Here is a 16,554-nt window from a genome sequence, read left to right as displayed (position 1 = left end):
TTTTTTCTAATTTCTCTTGTCTTCTCCCCAAAGCAATTTGGTTCGAAGTGTTTTAAGAAATGTTTCTTCCGGAATTTCAACCATCTTAATTTTGAATGGCGTTTTTCTAATTGTTAATTCAGAATTATTACTGATGGAGGTAATTCTGGAGTCTAAAGCAACCAAATATTGCTCTTCTCTTCCCGAAACTTTGAGTTTTATTTCGGTGTCATCCGGAATCACAAGCGGTCTTGCGTTAAGATTGTGCGGCGCAATTGGTGTGATAACCAATCCTTTTACATCGGGTGTTAAAATCGGACCACCACAACTCAGGGAATAACCTGTGGAGCCTGTTGGAGTAGCAATAATTAATCCGTCTGCCCAATATGAATTTAAATATTCACCGTTCAGTGAGGTTTCAATCGTAATCATCGAAGTCGTTGCCTTTCTGCTAACCGCTATTTCATTCATAGCAAAATTAATGTCAATATCTGGAGATTCAATACTCAACAACGTTCTTTCGGAAAGAGTGTATTTTTTTTCTAAAACAATCTGAAGAAATAATTCAATTTTTTCTTTCTGAACTTTGGCCAAAAACCCCAGCCTTCCTGCATTGACACCAAGAATCGGAATTCCGGAATCACGAACATAAGTAGTCGCTCTTAAAATGGTTCCATCGCCGCCAATACTGATAAGAATGTCAAAACTGCTGTCTAAATCTTTGTGTGAAGCGAACGTTTTATACTGTCTTTCGAGTATCTTTTCTTCGTATAATATCTTTAAAAAATTTTCCTCAATAACCAACTCGACATTGTTTCTGTTGAAAAAAACAAAAATATCCTTAATGATTGGTCGTGTGTCGTTTTGATAATATTGTCCGAAGATGGCAACTTTCATATTTACATATTTAAATATTTATCCAAATATTCAGAGCGTTCTTTCAAAGTATTCAAGTAGTTGTCTTCGTGATGTTCAGATACAATTTCATAATTATACCTGCGAAACGATTGAATGATTTCATTCATTCCGCCAAGAGTTGTTTTTATGGTTACCTGCACTTTTTCTGCATCAGCTTCCGAAACAAAAACGCCAAGAAGCTTTCCATTATTGCTTTCTACAATTTGAGTAATCTGACTCATCGAATAATCAGCAGTTGGTTTTTCAACTACGATAATTCCACCGGTTTCTTTAAGGAAAGGAGTTTCGTTTAAAAACTTAATGACATCCGTAATCTCGTAATAACCAATATATTTGTTGGTTTCATCCAAAATAGGAACAATATTCGAATTATTTCTGGCGAAAACTTCCAATACATCTAACCAAATCATCGATTGACGCACAAAAAAACCTTCGAAAGAATATTTAAAATCAATTATTGTTTTGCCGGTTTCAAAAGTTTCCGCATCAACAGCTGATATACAACCTAAATAAACTCCGTTGTCCATAACAGGAAAATGAGAATAAGTAACATCGGCAAAGAAATCCTGAATTTCAGCCACTGTTTCCGCACTTTGGAAAGGTTTAAAATCGTTATTGATATACTCGGAAAGTTGTCTCATGTATACTGTATCTTTTAGCGACTGCAAAATAATCAAATTTTGGGACATGTTGACTTAGTTTTACTTTGTATTTTTGTAATGAAATTTTTATCACATGACAAAACTAAGCGTAAACATCAATAAAATAGCCACTTTGCGAAACGCTCGTGGCGGAAATGTTCCCGATTTATTGCAGGTTGCCAAAGACATTCAGAAATTTGGTGCACAAGGAATAACGATTCATCCAAGACCGGACGAAAGACATATTCGCTATCAGGATGCGCGCGATTTAAAGCCAATTGTCTATACCGAATTCAATATCGAAGGTAATCCACAGCACAATTTTATCGATTTGGTTCTCGAATGTAAACCCGAGCAAGTGACTTTGGTTCCGGATGCAATTGGTGCCATTACGTCTTCTGCTGGCTGGAATACGGTTAAAAACCAATCGTATTTAACGGAAGTAATTCAGGAATTTCAACGCAACGGGATCCGGACTTCGATTTTTGTGGATCCGATTTTAGAAATGATTGAAGGTGCCAAAAAAACAGGAACTGACCGAATCGAATTATATACCGAAGCCTTTGCACATCAATACGGTTTGGGAAATCAAAGTGCCATTGAGCCTTATACAAAATCGGCTGTTTTGTGCAATGAATTAGGTTTGGGAATTAATGCTGGTCACGATTTAAGTTTGGATAATATCAAGTTTTTCAAAGAAAATATTCCGGGATTATTAGAGGTTTCTATTGGTCACGCCTTGATTTCAGAAGCGTTATATCTTGGTTTAGACAATGTCGTTAATATGTATTTGCAAAAACTGAAATAATGGTATTACACTCCCGAATCGAAGGCGAAGGCAAGCCATTACTAATCATTCACGGCTTTATCGGAATGTCCGACAATTGGAAATCTTTTGGTTCGCTTTATGCTGCCGAAGGTTTTCAGGTTCACATGATTGATTTGAGAAATCACGGTAAAAGTTTTCATTCCGATGAATTCAATTATAGTGTGATGTCGAATGATTTATTAGAGTATTGCCAACATTATAATTTGTCAAAAGTTTCAATAATTGGTCATTCGATGGGCGGAAAAGTAGCGATGCTTTTTGCAACGACTTATCCTGAAATGGTTGACAAATTAATCGTTGCTGATATCGGTCCGAAATATTATGCGCCACATCATCAGGATATTTTAGCCGGATTGAATGCCGTTGATTTCTCCACAAAACCGGACAGAGCAGAAGTTGAAGAAATTTTATATCCCTTTATTCCCGATTTTGGAACACGCCAGTTTTTGATGAAGAATTTGTATTGGGTTGAACCTGGGCAACTTGCTTTCCGATTCAATCTTCCGGTTTTCAATGCCAAAATTGAAACCATTGGCGAAGTGTTACCCGACGGGAATCATTTCGATAAACCAACACTATTTATCCGCGGTGGAAATTCAAGCTATATTTTAGACAGCGATTTACCCGAAATAAAAAAGCATTTTCCTATTTTTGAATTAGCTACAATTCCAAATGTTGGGCATTGGCTTCACGCTGAAAACCCAAAAGGATTTTTTGAGGAGACAGCAAGGTTTTTGACAAAATGAAATTTTAAAATTAAAAATAAACTTATGAAACTACTATTTAGAATACTTATCACCGGACTTTTAGTATTAGGATTGGCCAAAATCATGAAAGGCGTAATCGTTGACGAATTTACAACTGCCTTAACTGTAGCCATAGTTTTGGGATTGCTTAACTTTTTTGTAAAACCTATTTTGGTGTTGTTTACGTTACCGGTAACCATTTTTACTCTGGGCTTATTTCTGCTGGTGATCAATGCGATTATGGTTTTGTTATGCGACTATTTTATAGATGGTTTTACAATTAGTTCGTTTTGGACAGCCATGTTATTCAGCATCGTTTTATCACTTTCACAATCATTGGTTTATCAAATTACTGGAGATGCCAAAAAATAGCTTGTAAATCAATAAAATAAAAACTTGGTTGGGTTGCAGAAATGTTTTAATTTTGCAACCCAATTTTAGTATATATAAAAATGAATATTACAAGAAATAACGTAGATGCATTAAATGCAGTTGTTACTGTTGAAGTAGCAAAAAATGATTATGCAGAAAAGGTTGAAAAAGTATTAGCAGACTACCGTAAAAATGCTAGTATTCCTGGCTTTAGAAAAGGTGCTGTTCCAATGAGTTTAATCCAAAAACAATACGGAAAAGCAGTATTATTAGAAGAAGTAAACAAATTGCTACAGGACAATCTGAACAAATATTTAGTTGAAGAAAAATTAGACATCCTTGGAAATCCGTTGCCAAAAGTAACTGAAGATTTCAACTGGGATTTAGAAGATTATAAATTTGAATTCGAATTAGGTTTGGCGCCGGAATTCACAGTTGATTTAGCTGCAAAAAATGATTTGGTACAATACAAAATCGTTGCCGATGATAAAATGTTGAACGACCAAGTAGCGCGTATCCAAAAACAATACGGAAAACTTATCGCAAAAGATACAGTGGAAGAAGGAAATGATGTTTCTGGAATTTTTGCTAACGAAGAAAAAGGAATCAACAACAGAACGACTTTATCATTAGATACTTTCGCTGACAAGAAAACGGCAAAAGCATTCATTGGTAAAAAAGTTGGCGATGTTGTGACGCTGAAAACAAAAGGTTTATTCGATGATGATCACAAATTAATGGACGTTTTGGCAATTGGTCACGATGATGTTCACGGTTTGGATATCGAAGTAACATTCACGATTGATGAAGTTGTTGGTCACGAATTAGCAAACTTAGATCAGGAATTATTCGATAAATTATTTGGACCAAAAGTAATCACTTCGGTAGCTGAACTAAAAGCAAAAATCAAAGAAGACGCAGAACAACAGTTCAAACAACAAGCAGATCAAAAATTCTTAAACGACGTTACAGAATCTTTAATCGCAACCACAAAATTTGATTTACCGGCTTCTTTCCTAAAAAAATGGATACAAACTGCAGGTGAAAACCCAATGACTCCTGAACAGGCAGAAGAAGAATACACAAGATCTGAAAACGGTTTGCGTTACCAACTAATCGAAGGTAAAGTAATGGCAGAAAACAATTTGCAAATCACTTTTGAAGATTTGAAATCGTACACTACAGAAGTTATCAAAAAACAAATGGCGCAGTTCGGACAAATGAAGCCAACAGATGAAGATGTTCAGGGAATTGTAGCTCGTGTGATGTCAAACCAAGACGAAGTAAAGCGTTTGTCAGAGCAGGTAATGAATGAAAAAATGCTAAACTTGTTCAAAGACAAGGTAAAAGCAAAGTCAAAAGAGGTTTCTTATGATGAGTTCATCAAAGCAATGTATGGTGAATTAAAACACTAAGATTATCTAATAATTATTATATTTGAGCGTCAAAGTAATTTGGCGCTTTTTTATTAGAAGCTATTTCCCGCTTTCCGCACTGCACGGCAGCTTACTGCAAATGCGAAGCATTCACCGAACACTTATTAAAAATAAGAGCTAGGTGAGGTAATCGGGGCTAGGGTTTCGGTTTACCGACACTATGTCACTTTAAATAACAAGGCACGAACTTTGACTAAAACACAATTCATAACTTATAACTCATAATTCATAACTAAATGGACTACGGAAAAGAATTTAAAAAATTTGCTACCAAAAAACATGGCGTAAACAGTTTATATTACGATAAAATCGTAGGTAGCATGACGCCTTATATTATTGAAGAGCGCCAATTGAATGTGTCGCAACTAGACGTTTTCTCACGTTTGATGATGGATAGAATCATCTTCATGGGAACCGGAGTTGACGATTATATGGCCAACATCATCCAAGCGCAGTTGTTGTTTTTGGAAAGTGTTGATGCTTCAAAAGACATCCAAATCTATATCAATTCTCCGGGCGGAAGCGTTTATGCCGGACTTGGAATTTATGATACCATGCAATACATAAAACCAGACGTAGCAACAATTTGTACCGGAATGGCAGCTTCAATGGGCGCGGTTTTATTGTGTGCCGGTGCAGCTGGAAAACGTTCAGCTTTACCACATTCAAGAGTAATGATTCACCAACCATCTGGTGGTGCACAAGGTGTTGCAACCGATATGGAAATCAACTTAAAAGAAATGTTGAAACTGAAAGATGAGTTATACCAAATCATTTCGCATCATTCAGGACAAACATTTGATAAAGTGCACAAAGATTCAGAACGCGATTATTGGATGATTGCTGATGAGGCTAAAGAATACGGAATGATTGATGAAGTTTTAAGAAGATAAATTGAGGCTCTAAGGCACTGAGGCTTTAAGGCACTGAGTAATCAGAAACCTTAGAACCTTAGAACCTTAGAATCTTAGAACCATAAGAAAATGGCAAAACAAGTTTTAGAATGTTCTTTTTGCGGAAGGAAAAAACCGGAAACCAATTTATTGATAGCCGGAATAAATGCGCACGTTTGCGACAGATGTATTGAACAGGCTCACGGAATAGTTTTAGAAGAATTGAAATCAGGCGGAGCTGCTTTGAAATCGGCTTCTGATTTGATTCTGAAAAAACCAAAAGAAATCCGCGGTTTCTTAGATCAATATGTTATTGGACAAGAGCAAACAAAAAAAGTAATGTCAGTTGCAGTTTACAATCACTACAAAAGATTGATGCAGTTGCAGCACGAAGAAGATGTTGAAATCGAAAAAAGCAACATCATCATGGTTGGTCAAACCGGAACGGGAAAAACATTGGTAGCAAAAACCATTGCACGAATGCTTGAAGTTCCGTTGGCTATTGTTGATGCAACGGTTTTAACCGAAGCCGGTTATGTTGGAGAAGATGTAGAAAGCATCTTAACCCGATTATTACAAGCGGCAGATTATGATTTGGCGAAAGCCGAAAGAGGAATCGTTTTCATTGACGAGATTGATAAAATTGCGCGTAAAAGTGACAATCCATCAATAACCCGAGATGTTTCCGGTGAAGGTGTGCAACAGGCTTTGTTGAAATTACTAGAAGGAACGGTGGTAAATGTTCCGCCAAAAGGAGGAAGAAAACATCCGGACCAAAAATTTATTGAAGTTAATACCAAAGACATTTTGTTTATTGCCGGTGGCGCTTTTGATGGTATCGAAAGAATTATTTCTAAACGATTGAATCGAACTGCCGTTGGTTACAGCACTTCCAAAAATGTTGACAATATTGATAAAGACAATCTGCTTCAATATATTATTCCAAAAGACATCAAAGATTTTGGATTGATTCCCGAAATCATTGGCCGACTTCCGGTATTGACACATATGGATCCTTTGGATAGAGAAACGCTTCGCGCTATTTTAACCGAACCAAAAAATGCCTTAATCAAGCAATATAAAAAATTGTTCGCTATGGATGATGTGAAATTCACCATCGATGACAATGCTTTGGATTATATAGTTGATAAAGCTTTGGAATACAAATTAGGAGCAAGAGGTTTGCGTTCACTTTGTGAAGCAATTCTAACCGATGCGATGTATGATTTGCCAAGTTCGGACGAAAAAGAATTGCATGTTACTGTTGATTACACGCGAGATGCATTGACCAAGAATTTATTAAAACGCTTAGAAATAGCATCATAAAAAAATCCCTCAATTGAGGGATTTTTTGTTTTTCCTTATTTCATAAAACCACCGCCGGAATTGGTTTTGTCAACATCGATATTGGTGTTGTCTTTTTTCAGGCTTAAGTTTCCAAAGTTGTAAACCAGCGAAAGTCTAAAAGTTCTCGAATCTTGTTTTTGATAGAATTGCGTTTGCAAATTAGTGGATGAAACTATAGCATTCACTTCATTCGAATTGAAAACATCAAAACAATGCACTCCTATTTTTAAATTTTTATTCATAAAATCCTTGCTGAACGAAATGTCAAACTGCTGAATTGGCTTGGTAATATTATAGATTTCCCAAGTTCCTTTTGGCAAAATATAGTAAGACATGTTATTCTTGATACTCCAAGGTAAAATGAATTGTGCTTCCGCAGCATAATTAAAGATCGGTTTGTTTTTAAACGAAAAATCATAACCTTCCGTTTGCACTTTGATGTAATTGAAATTGAAAAAGATGTAATTCATTTTTTCCATATTATTCATCCTTTTTTGGAACTCTTCTTTTCCTTTAAGGAAATAATCCAAAGGCAAAGGAATCGAAGCAAACAAGCTTAAGGTCTTTACTTTATCAAACTGTTGAAAAGTTGATGTGCTTACTAATTCTCCCGGTTCAGCATTGAATATGAAGAAGTTTTTGTCTTTGGCAATAGAGTAATTTCCACCCAAACTCAAAAACTGAAAAGCTGTCATTTTAAACTCAAAATTGTCAAAAAAGGTTGGTTTTAAAAACGGATTTCCTTCCGAAGTATTGTATTGATCAAAATTTGAGAAATTATTTGGGTCTAATGTATTGTAATCAGCCTGTCGGATTTTTTTAGAGTATGAAGCAGAAAAATTTACATTTTCATTCATTTCATAAAGCGCACTTACATTTGGAAAAAAGTTAGTGTTTTTGAAATTGATTTTGGTTTCAGTACTATTTTGTACCGCCGTTCTGTCGACTTTATAATCCTCAAAACGAAGACCTGCTGTGAAGTTAAACTTCTTGATTTTCTGTCTGGCTTCAACATAAAACGCCAAATTATTTTCGGTGTAATCAAAATCGGTAACCGAATTAGATGCCGAATTCAAGTTGTAAATTCCTTTATCAGTTACTTTAATGGTATTGTATTTTCCACCGGTATTCAATGAAAAATTAATCTTGTTGAAAGGAATCGTAAAATCATATTTTAAATAATGATTAGCCAGTTTAAAATCGGCAGCACCATTATAATAAGTTGCATCGCCATTGCTTTGACCTTCTGAAATTGTCGTTGGATTTTTATCAAAGAAGTTGCTAAAGGCAGTAACATCAAGCGTTCTTCCAATAGTGTCCAACTTGGTTTTGTATTGCAAACTCAACTCGTGATTGTTGTTTTTGTTTTTGGCATAACCAAAATTCGAATAATCAATTCCGGTTCCGGTGGTTGTGGCTTCGTTCGTAATTCGGTCATTCGCCATATTTAAATTATAGTTGAACAATAAATTTGATTTTTCGTTCAGCTTATAATTCGTTCCCGTTCTGAAATAAAAATTTCTATTGGTAAACTTTGCCATATTCCTTTGAAGAAGATGTTCGTCCGGAGTAAAAGAAGTAAAGATTTGGTCAGTTTTATTCAAGCTTTCACTGTCAATATAATTGTAGCCAATCATAGTTTGCCAGCTCAAATCTTTTGTTTTTCCGTTCAACAAAATCTGTGGACTTGGCTTTTGATATTTATTAAAATTATAATTGATATTAAAACTGGCATTGATGCCTTTTTTTCTTTTGGTGCTTGTGATGATATTAATGATTGAACCACTAGCATTGGCATCAAAAGAAGCTCCGGGATTATAAATCAATTCGATTTTTTCAATGGCATTCGCCGGCAAAGTGGCCAGATAATTTTGCAAATCAGTGCCACTAAGTGTAGTTGGTGTGCCATCAATATAAATACTCACACCTTTACTGTTTAGCGTAATATTTCCTGTTGGCGATGTAATAACACCGGGGATTTTTTTCACCGCTTCAAGACTACTACCGCTGTTAAGCATAGCGTTATCTCTGACGTTAATTGTAGTTTTGTCTGATTCTACTTTTATGTATTGTTTTTTGTTGCCATACACAGTAACTTCTGAAAGTTCATTGGTCTTGTCTGTTGTGTTGGTCTTTGAGGTTTCCTTGCTTCCTGCCGGATTTTCCTGTGCAAAAGCACCAGTTGCTGCCATTAATAGCGCAGCCATAATGATTGATTTCATTTGTGATTGATTTTTTTCCGCTGCGCTCCAAACAGTTCAGCCGCGCCTCGGGTGATTGATGATTGCCCATAAGACTTTCTTAACCATCAATTGTTACAACACAAATAAATTTATTTTGATTTTTTATAATTTATGATTACAACATCGTTGATAATCAGTATGGTTTCGGGAATAATTTGACTTGTAATTATTTCGTCCAGGATTGACCAACCTGCATACTTTTCAACTGTTCCAAATAATCTCTTTCGTTAGAAAGTCGGGGAATTTTGTGTTGTCCGCCTAGTTTGTTATTTGCCGCCAGCCAATCATAAAATAAATTTTCCCGCGCAACATTAATGACTAAGGGATTTAGCGTCATGTTATTGTAACGTTTGGCTTCGTAATCAGAGTTTAATGCCTGCAAATTTTCGTCCAGTGTTTTTTCGAAAAGGTTAATGTCTTCCGGATGTTTCTTAAATTCAACTATCCATTCGTGTGCGCCTTTTTCTCTGTCGTGCATAAAAATCGGTGCAACTGTATAATCTTTAACTTCACAATTCAATGCGGAACAGGTTTTGGCAATAGCCATATCGGTATTTTCAACCATTAGTTCTTCACCAAAAACGTTTATGTGATGTTTGGTTCTTCCCGAAACCCTAATTCTGTATGGTGACAAAGAAGTAAAGCGAACGGTATCACCAATCAAATAACGCCAAAGTCCGGCGTTGGTAGTAATCACTACGGCATAATTCTTAAACAATTCCACATCCGAAAGCCGAATTACTTTCTGATTTTCGGTGCCAAAAGTATCCATCGGAATGAATTCGTAGAAAATTCCATAATCCAGCATCAGCAATAAATCTTTGGAATAATTCAAATCCTGGATCGCAAAAAACCCTTCCGAAGCGTTGTATATTTCGTAGTATTTGAAATTATTTTGAGGCAGTATCTTTTTGTACTGCTCTCTGTAAGGTTCAAAACTCACACCGCCATGAAAATAAACTTCCAGATTTGGCCACAATTCCATTAAATTATCTTTTCCGGTTTCAGTCATAATTCGGTTTAACAAAACCAACATCCACGAAGGAACTCCGGCAAAACTGGTCACGTTTTCGTTTTTAGTTTCGTTGATAATCGCAGTAAGTTTGGTTTCCCATTCGCTCATCAACGAAATTTTACTGCTCGGAGTGCTGCTGAATTCCGCCCAAATTGGCATATTCTCAATCAGGATCGCGGACAAATCTCCAAAATAGGTATTGTTGTTTTCGTAAATCTGTGAACTTCCGCCAAGTCGTAAACTTTTGCCTAAAAACATTTCGGAGCTTTCATTATTGTTCAAATACATACACAACAAATCCTTGCTACCTTTGTAATGACAATCTTCCAAAGCTTCGTTGCTTACGGGAATGAATTTGCTTTTCGCATTGGTGGTTCCGCTCGATTTCGCAAACCATTTTATTGGTGTGTTCCAAAAAACATTTTGCGCTCCTTTTCGGGTAAGTTCTATCATCGGTTCCAAATCTTCATAAGTCGAAACCGGAACTCTTTCTGCAAAAGTCTGGTAGGATTTGACACTTCCAAAATCATATTTCTGACCAATCACCGTCTCTTCTGATGAACGAATCAGATTCATCATCAGCTCTTCCTGTACTTCGTGTGGATATTTTAGAAACAACTCAATCTGATGAATACGCTGTTTCAAAACCCAGGAAGCAATAGAATTTATTAATGGTATTGGCATATTTGATTTATGATGTATAACTTTACCAAATATAGAAAATAATCTTAAGAATAAGCCATGACTTACGAAGGTGTATTAACCAAAATGCAAACCGAATTCTCAAATCCGATTCAGTATTATCTGGTTTTTGAGAATAGTTTTTTGAGTTTGAATCAGTTGCTGGGAAAATCGATGGAGATAGATTTCGTTGGTTACCAATGTTTGAATTGCGGTAAAAAGAAAAAGATTTTCCGTCAGGGATTTTGCTATGATTGTTTTATGAGTTCAGCAGCTGCAGGCGATTGGATTATGAAACCCGAATTAAGCACAGCGCATCTAGATATTGAAGACCGCGATTTGGATTACGAAAAGAAAGTGCAGCTACAACCGCATATAGTGTATTTAGCATTGTCGAGTGAAGTAAAAGTTGGTGTTACCAGACAAACACAAGTACCAACGCGTTGGATAGATCAAGGAGCCGTGCAGGCAATTCCAATTGTTGAGGTTCCGAATAGATATTTAGCCGGAATTACCGAAGTCGCTTTAAAGAATCATTATGCCGATAAAACCAATTGGCAAAAAATGTTGAAAAACGAAGTGCCAAAAGTTGATTTGCTCAAAGAAAAAGCTTCTTTAAAATACTTGATACCAAAAGAAGTTCAAGACTTTTATTATCCAGAAAAGGAAAATTTATATGAATTGCATTATCCTGTTTTGGAATTTCCAACCAAAATCAACAGCTTGAATTTAGACAAATCACCAAATTTTTCAGGGAAATTAACCGGTATCAAAGGACAATATTTGATGTTTGAAGACGGAACGGTTTTTAACGTCCGGACTTTTGAAGGTTATGTTGTGAAAATCGTTATTTAAATAAAAACCCTTTCTGTTACGAAAGGGTTTACTTTGTCAGTTCACTTCGCTCGTGCCTTTTTATTTTGTAGTCGTTGGCGTTGTCTCAGCAGGTTTTGGAGCTGCTTTTTTCTTTTTGTTGAACAAACCGTTGAGTAAATCTGTCGCCTGAGTTTTTACATCCGGTTTTGGCGTGGCCGTTTTCGAAGTATCCTTAGGTTTCGTGTTGTTTTGGATCATTGTACCAAGTGCCGAAGTGCCTTGCTGAATTAGCTTGTCTTTTTGTTGTTTCACCAAGTTAGTGACCAAAGTGGTCGTAGCTTGTTTAACATCGGTAGTGATATTTGGATTTTTAAAGTTACCGCTAAGAATAGCATTTATCGGAATCGTTTCAAACTTTTTAGCATCAGCCGGCGTTAATTTCCCAATTAAATTGTTGATTTCTGTTCCCAAATATTTAGAAGGAACATCCAATTTCACATTGTAGTTCATCAATTGATCGAAACCATGTGATCCGCCAACCGTGGCTTTTATGTCTTGGTATTTGATATCGAATGGTTTTACGTTTACTTTCCCGTCTTTAAAAGTTAATGCAGCTTTCAAATCATTAAGATTTAATTTTTTCAAATCTACAAAACCCAGCTTGTCATCCAAAGCGGTTAACAAAGTTGAATTGTTTGAATTTACTGTTGTGGAAAGCAATTGTCCGAGTAAATCTCCTGTGATGCTTTTTAAATCAGGCGTCATTTCTTTGTCCTTCAAATTTCCGGAAAGCTTGATTTTTGAATTTAGTTTTCCATTAATGATTCCGGCAATAGGCGCAATTTTTTTCATCATTTCCAATTGGGTGAAGGTTTGAGCGATGTCAACACCATTTAACCCTAAATCCATATTGAATTTTGAAGTTTTTTCTTTGGTAGAAACATCTCCATTGAAAGTAATCAAACCTCCAAAAATATCAGTTTTACCATTTTCCAATGTGGCTTTCTGGTCTTTGATAATTATTTTTCCGGATACATTTTTCAAAACCAAATTATCATACAAAACCGTGTTAGCTTTAGCTGTCAAAGAACAATTTAAAAACGCTGGTATTTTCATCGCTTCATTTTCTTTGGTTTGTTTTTTGGCATCCGTTTCCGTAGTAATAAAATCGCTTACCGCCAATTGATTCGAATTCAAATTAAAGTTTCCTTTCAACTCCTGATTTTTAAATATAAAACCGTAGAAATTTTCCAAAACCCCAGTTACAGCCAAATCAGTGTTTCCTGTAGTGGCATTGAATTGTTTCAAATTAACACGGCTTGGGTCAAAAGAGACTAAAGCTCTGCTGATTTTCATAGTTTTTCCATTTTCATCGGTATAATTAAAACCAGTCAAATCAATAGTTCCGGCGTTTCGGATTCGTGCATAATCACTTTTCTCAACGGATTGCATATCGAAGGCTGTGGTAACATCTGCTTTTAAAATTCCGGTTAAAGGTTTGTCCAATTTTACAGGATAGGCTTTCGTAAGATTTGCCAAATTAATGGTCCCTTTCAGAGCGGCATTCACCAAAGCATTTTCGGCTATGTTTTTAATATTCGCTTTGGCATTGAAAACATCCTGGTCTATTTGGAATGATAATTTATCCAGATTCACATAAGTGTCATTCATCACACCAGTTTCGTTGATGATTTTGGTGTCTATAACAATATTCTGAACAGATTTTGGCAGGTTCGGATATTGAAATGACGCGTTGTTTGATGCGATTTCGATATTGAATTTTGGAACAGATTTATCCGAATACAAACCTTTTGCAAAACCGGCAACGGTAAAATCACCACTGGTTTTTACATCTTTTAAATTGCTCGAATATTGCGCCGGAATTAATCCAAGGAAGTTTTTGAACGAAGAAGTTGGTGTTTTGAATTTCAAATCATATTGTTGTCCGGCATCAACTAACTGGATGAAACCATCAAATTCTAAAGGCAATTCATTGATTTTGGCTTTGTTTTCTTTGAAAGTATATTTGCTTTTATCCAAATCAATTCCGAGTATGGCATCAAGAGAAATCGCAACATTCTTCATATAATTCACTTTGTCCATGTCAAGCGAAACCTTGGTCGTGGTTTTGGTTACCAAATCCAATTTTGACGAAGCAAAATCACCTGTTCCTTCATGATTGATGCTGTCTAAAACCATTTTGATTTTTGACTTTTCATCATAATATTTGAATCTAAAATTCTCGACAGAATATTCCTTTATCTTTAAAGAAAGCGGTTTGCTTTTTTCATCATCAGTTTTGCTTTTATCTTTTAACGCGATATCATAATTGCCAATTCCGTCTTTGTTGAAAATGATGTTTATCAAACCATTTTTAGATGAAATCCCATCAATATTCATAGGTTCGTTATCATCATTGAATAATTCTTTGATAGACATTTTTAGGTTTAATTCTTCAAAAGACACCAAAGTATCGCCTTCAAATGGCGCTTTGTTGATGATGGATAATTTTTCTATCGAAACACTTGCGTTAGGGAAATTTCTAAACAAACTCAAATCGGCATCGTCAAAAGCTACTTTTGCATCTACTTTTTCATTGATTGACGACAAAATTTTGGCTTTAATTTGATCTTTAAAGAAATACGGAATTGCAAATGCTGAAATGACTAACAGTAACAAAACAATTCCAACTATTTTTAAGATTTTCTTTAACATGATGTGATAGATTTAGTTACGCATTTACTTAACAAAAATAAAGCCTTTTCCCTATAAAGTGCTAACTATTTATGGAAGTTTTATGATTTTATCAAAAGGCAATTGTTGAGAAATTGTTATTAACAGTCGGCTATTTTTTGGCGTTATTCTGAAATAGTTTTAGTTAATTTGTGCTTCCATGGAAAAGCAGCATCAAGTCATTTTATCTTTAGGTAGTAATCAGGGCAATCGTCTCGAAAACATTGTGCGTTGCATTGATAATTTGCATAATGAAATTGGAACAATTATTAGAGTCTCCAAGCTTTATGAAACGCCTGCTTGGGGATTTGAAAGTGAGAAATTCTACAATTGTGCTGTGATTATGAATACATACAAATCGGCGCACCAAATTCTTGAAGAATGTCTTTTGCTCGAAGAAGTTTTAGGAAGAGTCCGTGAAGATGTTGACGGTTATCAGGCGCGAATTATCGATATTGATGTGATTACTTTTGACGAAGAAATCATTGCTTCCGAAAAACTACAAGTGCCACATCCTGAAATGCAAAACCGCTTGTTTGTGTTGTTGCCGATGCAGGATTTACATTTAGATTGGCGTCATCCAATTTTACAAAAATATCTGCATGAATTATTAGTGCTTTCGGAAGATAAAAGCAATTGCAAAGTCATTCAGAATCTGGAAATTCCTATTTCAAAATTAAAGCTAGACCATTTCAATTACATCGCTATTGAAGGAAATATTGGTGCCGGAAAAACGACGTTGACTAACAAATTAGCGGAAGATTTTAATGCCAAATCAGTTTTGGAACGTTTTGCGGATAATCCGTTTTTACCAAAATTCTATGAAGACCAAAACCGTTATGCTTTTCCGTTGGAAATGTCTTTTCTGGCCGATAGATACCAGCAAATTTCGGATGATTTGGCGCAGTTTGATTTGTTTAAAGATTTTATCGTTGCCGATTATCATATTTTCAAATCGTTGATTTTTGCCAAAGTTACGCTTGCCGAAGATGAATTTCGTTTGTATAAGACGATGTTTGACATCATATACAAAGAAATGCCAAAGCCAGATTTGTATATTTATTTGTATCAGAGCACTGAACGTCTTTTGGAAAATATCAGAGAAAGAGGAAGAAGTTATGAGCAGGAAATTCCGGCTGAATATCTTGAAAAAATCAACAATGGTTATTTAGATTACATCAAATCGCAAACCGATTTGAATGTTTTGATTATCGATGTGACCAATAGAGATTTTCAGAATAATCAGGAAGATTATGTTTTTATTTTAAACGAAATCCAGAATAAGGTTTCGAATTAATAGTTCATTTTCTGAAATAAATCCCAAACTACAATTCCGGTACTCACCGAAATATTTAAAGAATGTTTTGTTCCTAACTGCGGAATTTCAATTGTTCCGTCGCAAAGTTCAATGGCTTTTTGAGCAACGCCATACACTTCATTGCCAAAAACTAAGGCATATTTTTTAGTTTTATCCACTTTAAAATCCTGAAGAAAGATGGCATTTTCAACTTGTTCAATAGCAAAAACGGAAACCTTTTCTTTTTTCAGATTTTCAATTACGTCTAAAACATTTTCCTGATATTCCCAGGTAACGGTTTCAGTGGCGCCAAGTGCGGTTTTGTGGATTTCTTTGTTGGGCGGAATTGCAGTTATGCCACACAAATATATTTTTTCGATTAAGAAGGCATCGGCAGTTCGAAATACAGAACCAATATTATGAAGACTTCGGATGTCATCTAATATAATTATTATTGGTGTTTTTTCGGCTTCTTTGAAATCCTCAACTGATTTTCTTTCTAACTCACTATTTTCAAGCTTACGCATTTTCTTTTTCTTTTTTGGCAAAGATATTCAAAAAAAAAGTCCCGAGATTACCGAGACTTTCTTGAATTATAATTAAGTAAA

14 protein-coding genes are annotated in these 16,554 nt (G+C 35.4%); 8 read left to right on the top strand and 6 right to left on the bottom strand.

The window, feature by feature from the left end; translation table 11 throughout:
* Nucleotides 1-6: 6 nt before the first annotated feature.
* Nucleotides 7-876, bottom strand: a complete 870-nt coding sequence (locus tag GS03_RS01375; RefSeq protein WP_136150787.1) for an NAD kinase — start codon at nt 874-876, stop codon at nt 7-9.
* Nucleotides 877-878: 2 nt separating this feature from the next.
* Nucleotides 879-1,538 (bottom strand): CBS domain-containing protein, encoded by a 660-nt coding sequence (locus GS03_RS01370; protein ID WP_136150786.1) that lies wholly within the window; start codon nt 1,536-1,538, stop codon nt 879-881.
* A 94-nt stretch (nt 1,539-1,632) separates the two neighbouring features.
* Here GS03_RS01370 and GS03_RS01365 point away from each other — a divergent pair, with 94 nt between their 5' ends.
* The 6 genes from GS03_RS01365 (at nt 1,633) to clpX (ending at nt 7,140) form a co-directional block, all read left to right on the top strand.
* Nucleotides 1,633-2,346, top strand: coding sequence for a pyridoxine 5'-phosphate synthase (locus tag GS03_RS01365; protein ID WP_136150785.1), 714 nt, complete (start codon nt 1,633-1,635; stop codon nt 2,344-2,346).
* Nucleotides 2,346-3,113, top strand: a complete 768-nt coding sequence (locus tag GS03_RS01360) for an alpha/beta fold hydrolase (RefSeq protein WP_136150784.1) — start codon at nt 2,346-2,348, stop codon at nt 3,111-3,113. The genes GS03_RS01365 and GS03_RS01360 overlap by 1 nt, the downstream gene beginning before the upstream one ends.
* Before the next feature lie 24 nt (nt 3,114-3,137).
* On the top strand, nt 3,138-3,485 hold the full coding sequence (locus GS03_RS01355) for a phage holin family protein (protein ID WP_136150783.1): 348 nt from the start codon (nt 3,138-3,140) through the stop codon (nt 3,483-3,485).
* A gap of 80 nt (nt 3,486-3,565) precedes the next feature.
* Nucleotides 3,566-4,900 carry a trigger factor gene (gene tig / locus GS03_RS01350; RefSeq protein ID WP_136150782.1) on the top strand — a complete coding sequence of 445 codons (1,335 nt, stop codon included), beginning with the start codon at nt 3,566-3,568 and terminating at the stop codon, nt 4,898-4,900.
* A gap of 257 nt (nt 4,901-5,157) precedes the next feature.
* A complete protein-coding gene (clpP, locus tag GS03_RS01345) occupies nt 5,158-5,814 on the top strand; it encodes an ATP-dependent Clp endopeptidase proteolytic subunit ClpP (protein ID WP_136150781.1) in 657 nt (218 codons plus the stop codon).
* 90 nt (nt 5,815-5,904) lie between these two features.
* Nucleotides 5,905-7,140 (top strand): ATP-dependent Clp protease ATP-binding subunit ClpX, encoded by a 1,236-nt coding sequence (gene clpX, locus GS03_RS01340; RefSeq protein WP_136150780.1) that lies wholly within the window; start codon nt 5,905-5,907, stop codon nt 7,138-7,140.
* A gap of 35 nt (nt 7,141-7,175) precedes the next feature.
* Here the strand turns inward: clpX and GS03_RS01335 are convergent, their stop codons facing one another.
* Complete coding sequence (locus GS03_RS01335) at nt 7,176-9,383, bottom strand: TonB-dependent receptor domain-containing protein (RefSeq protein ID WP_136150779.1); 2,208 nt, start codon at nt 9,381-9,383, stop codon at nt 7,176-7,178.
* A 187-nt stretch (nt 9,384-9,570) separates the two neighbouring features.
* Nucleotides 9,571-11,103 (bottom strand): GH3 auxin-responsive promoter family protein, encoded by a 1,533-nt coding sequence (locus GS03_RS01330; protein ID WP_136150778.1) that lies wholly within the window; start codon nt 11,101-11,103, stop codon nt 9,571-9,573.
* Between the two features lie 57 nt (nt 11,104-11,160).
* Between GS03_RS01330 and GS03_RS01325 the strand changes: the two genes are divergently transcribed.
* Nucleotides 11,161-11,955 (top strand): DUF2797 domain-containing protein, encoded by a 795-nt coding sequence (locus tag GS03_RS01325; RefSeq protein ID WP_136150777.1) that lies wholly within the window; start codon nt 11,161-11,163, stop codon nt 11,953-11,955.
* Nucleotides 11,956-12,015: 60 nt separating this feature from the next.
* Here GS03_RS01325 and GS03_RS01320 read toward each other — a convergent pair whose 3' ends face one another.
* Nucleotides 12,016-14,631 carry an AsmA-like C-terminal region-containing protein gene (locus GS03_RS01320; RefSeq protein ID WP_136150776.1) on the bottom strand — a complete coding sequence of 872 codons (2,616 nt, stop codon included), beginning with the start codon at nt 14,629-14,631 and terminating at the stop codon, nt 12,016-12,018.
* A 178-nt stretch (nt 14,632-14,809) separates the two neighbouring features.
* Between GS03_RS01320 and folK the strand changes: the two genes are divergently transcribed.
* Nucleotides 14,810-15,946 carry a 2-amino-4-hydroxy-6-hydroxymethyldihydropteridine diphosphokinase gene (gene folK / locus GS03_RS01315; protein ID WP_136150775.1) on the top strand — a complete coding sequence of 379 codons (1,137 nt, stop codon included), beginning with the start codon at nt 14,810-14,812 and terminating at the stop codon, nt 15,944-15,946.
* On the opposite strand, the gene GS03_RS01310 is transcribed toward folK, so the two are convergent.
* Complete coding sequence (locus tag GS03_RS01310; RefSeq protein WP_136150774.1) at nt 15,943-16,473, bottom strand: RNA methyltransferase; 531 nt, start codon at nt 16,471-16,473, stop codon at nt 15,943-15,945. The genes folK and GS03_RS01310 overlap by 4 nt on opposite strands.
* Nucleotides 16,474-16,554: the final 81 nt, after the last annotated feature.

Source organism: Flavobacterium sangjuense (genome assembly GCF_004797125.1).
Taxonomy (GTDB): domain Bacteria; phylum Bacteroidota; class Bacteroidia; order Flavobacteriales; family Flavobacteriaceae; genus Flavobacterium; species Flavobacterium sangjuense.
Note: the sequence above shows the minus strand (reverse complement) of the source record. Positions and strands in the feature narration are given on the sequence as shown.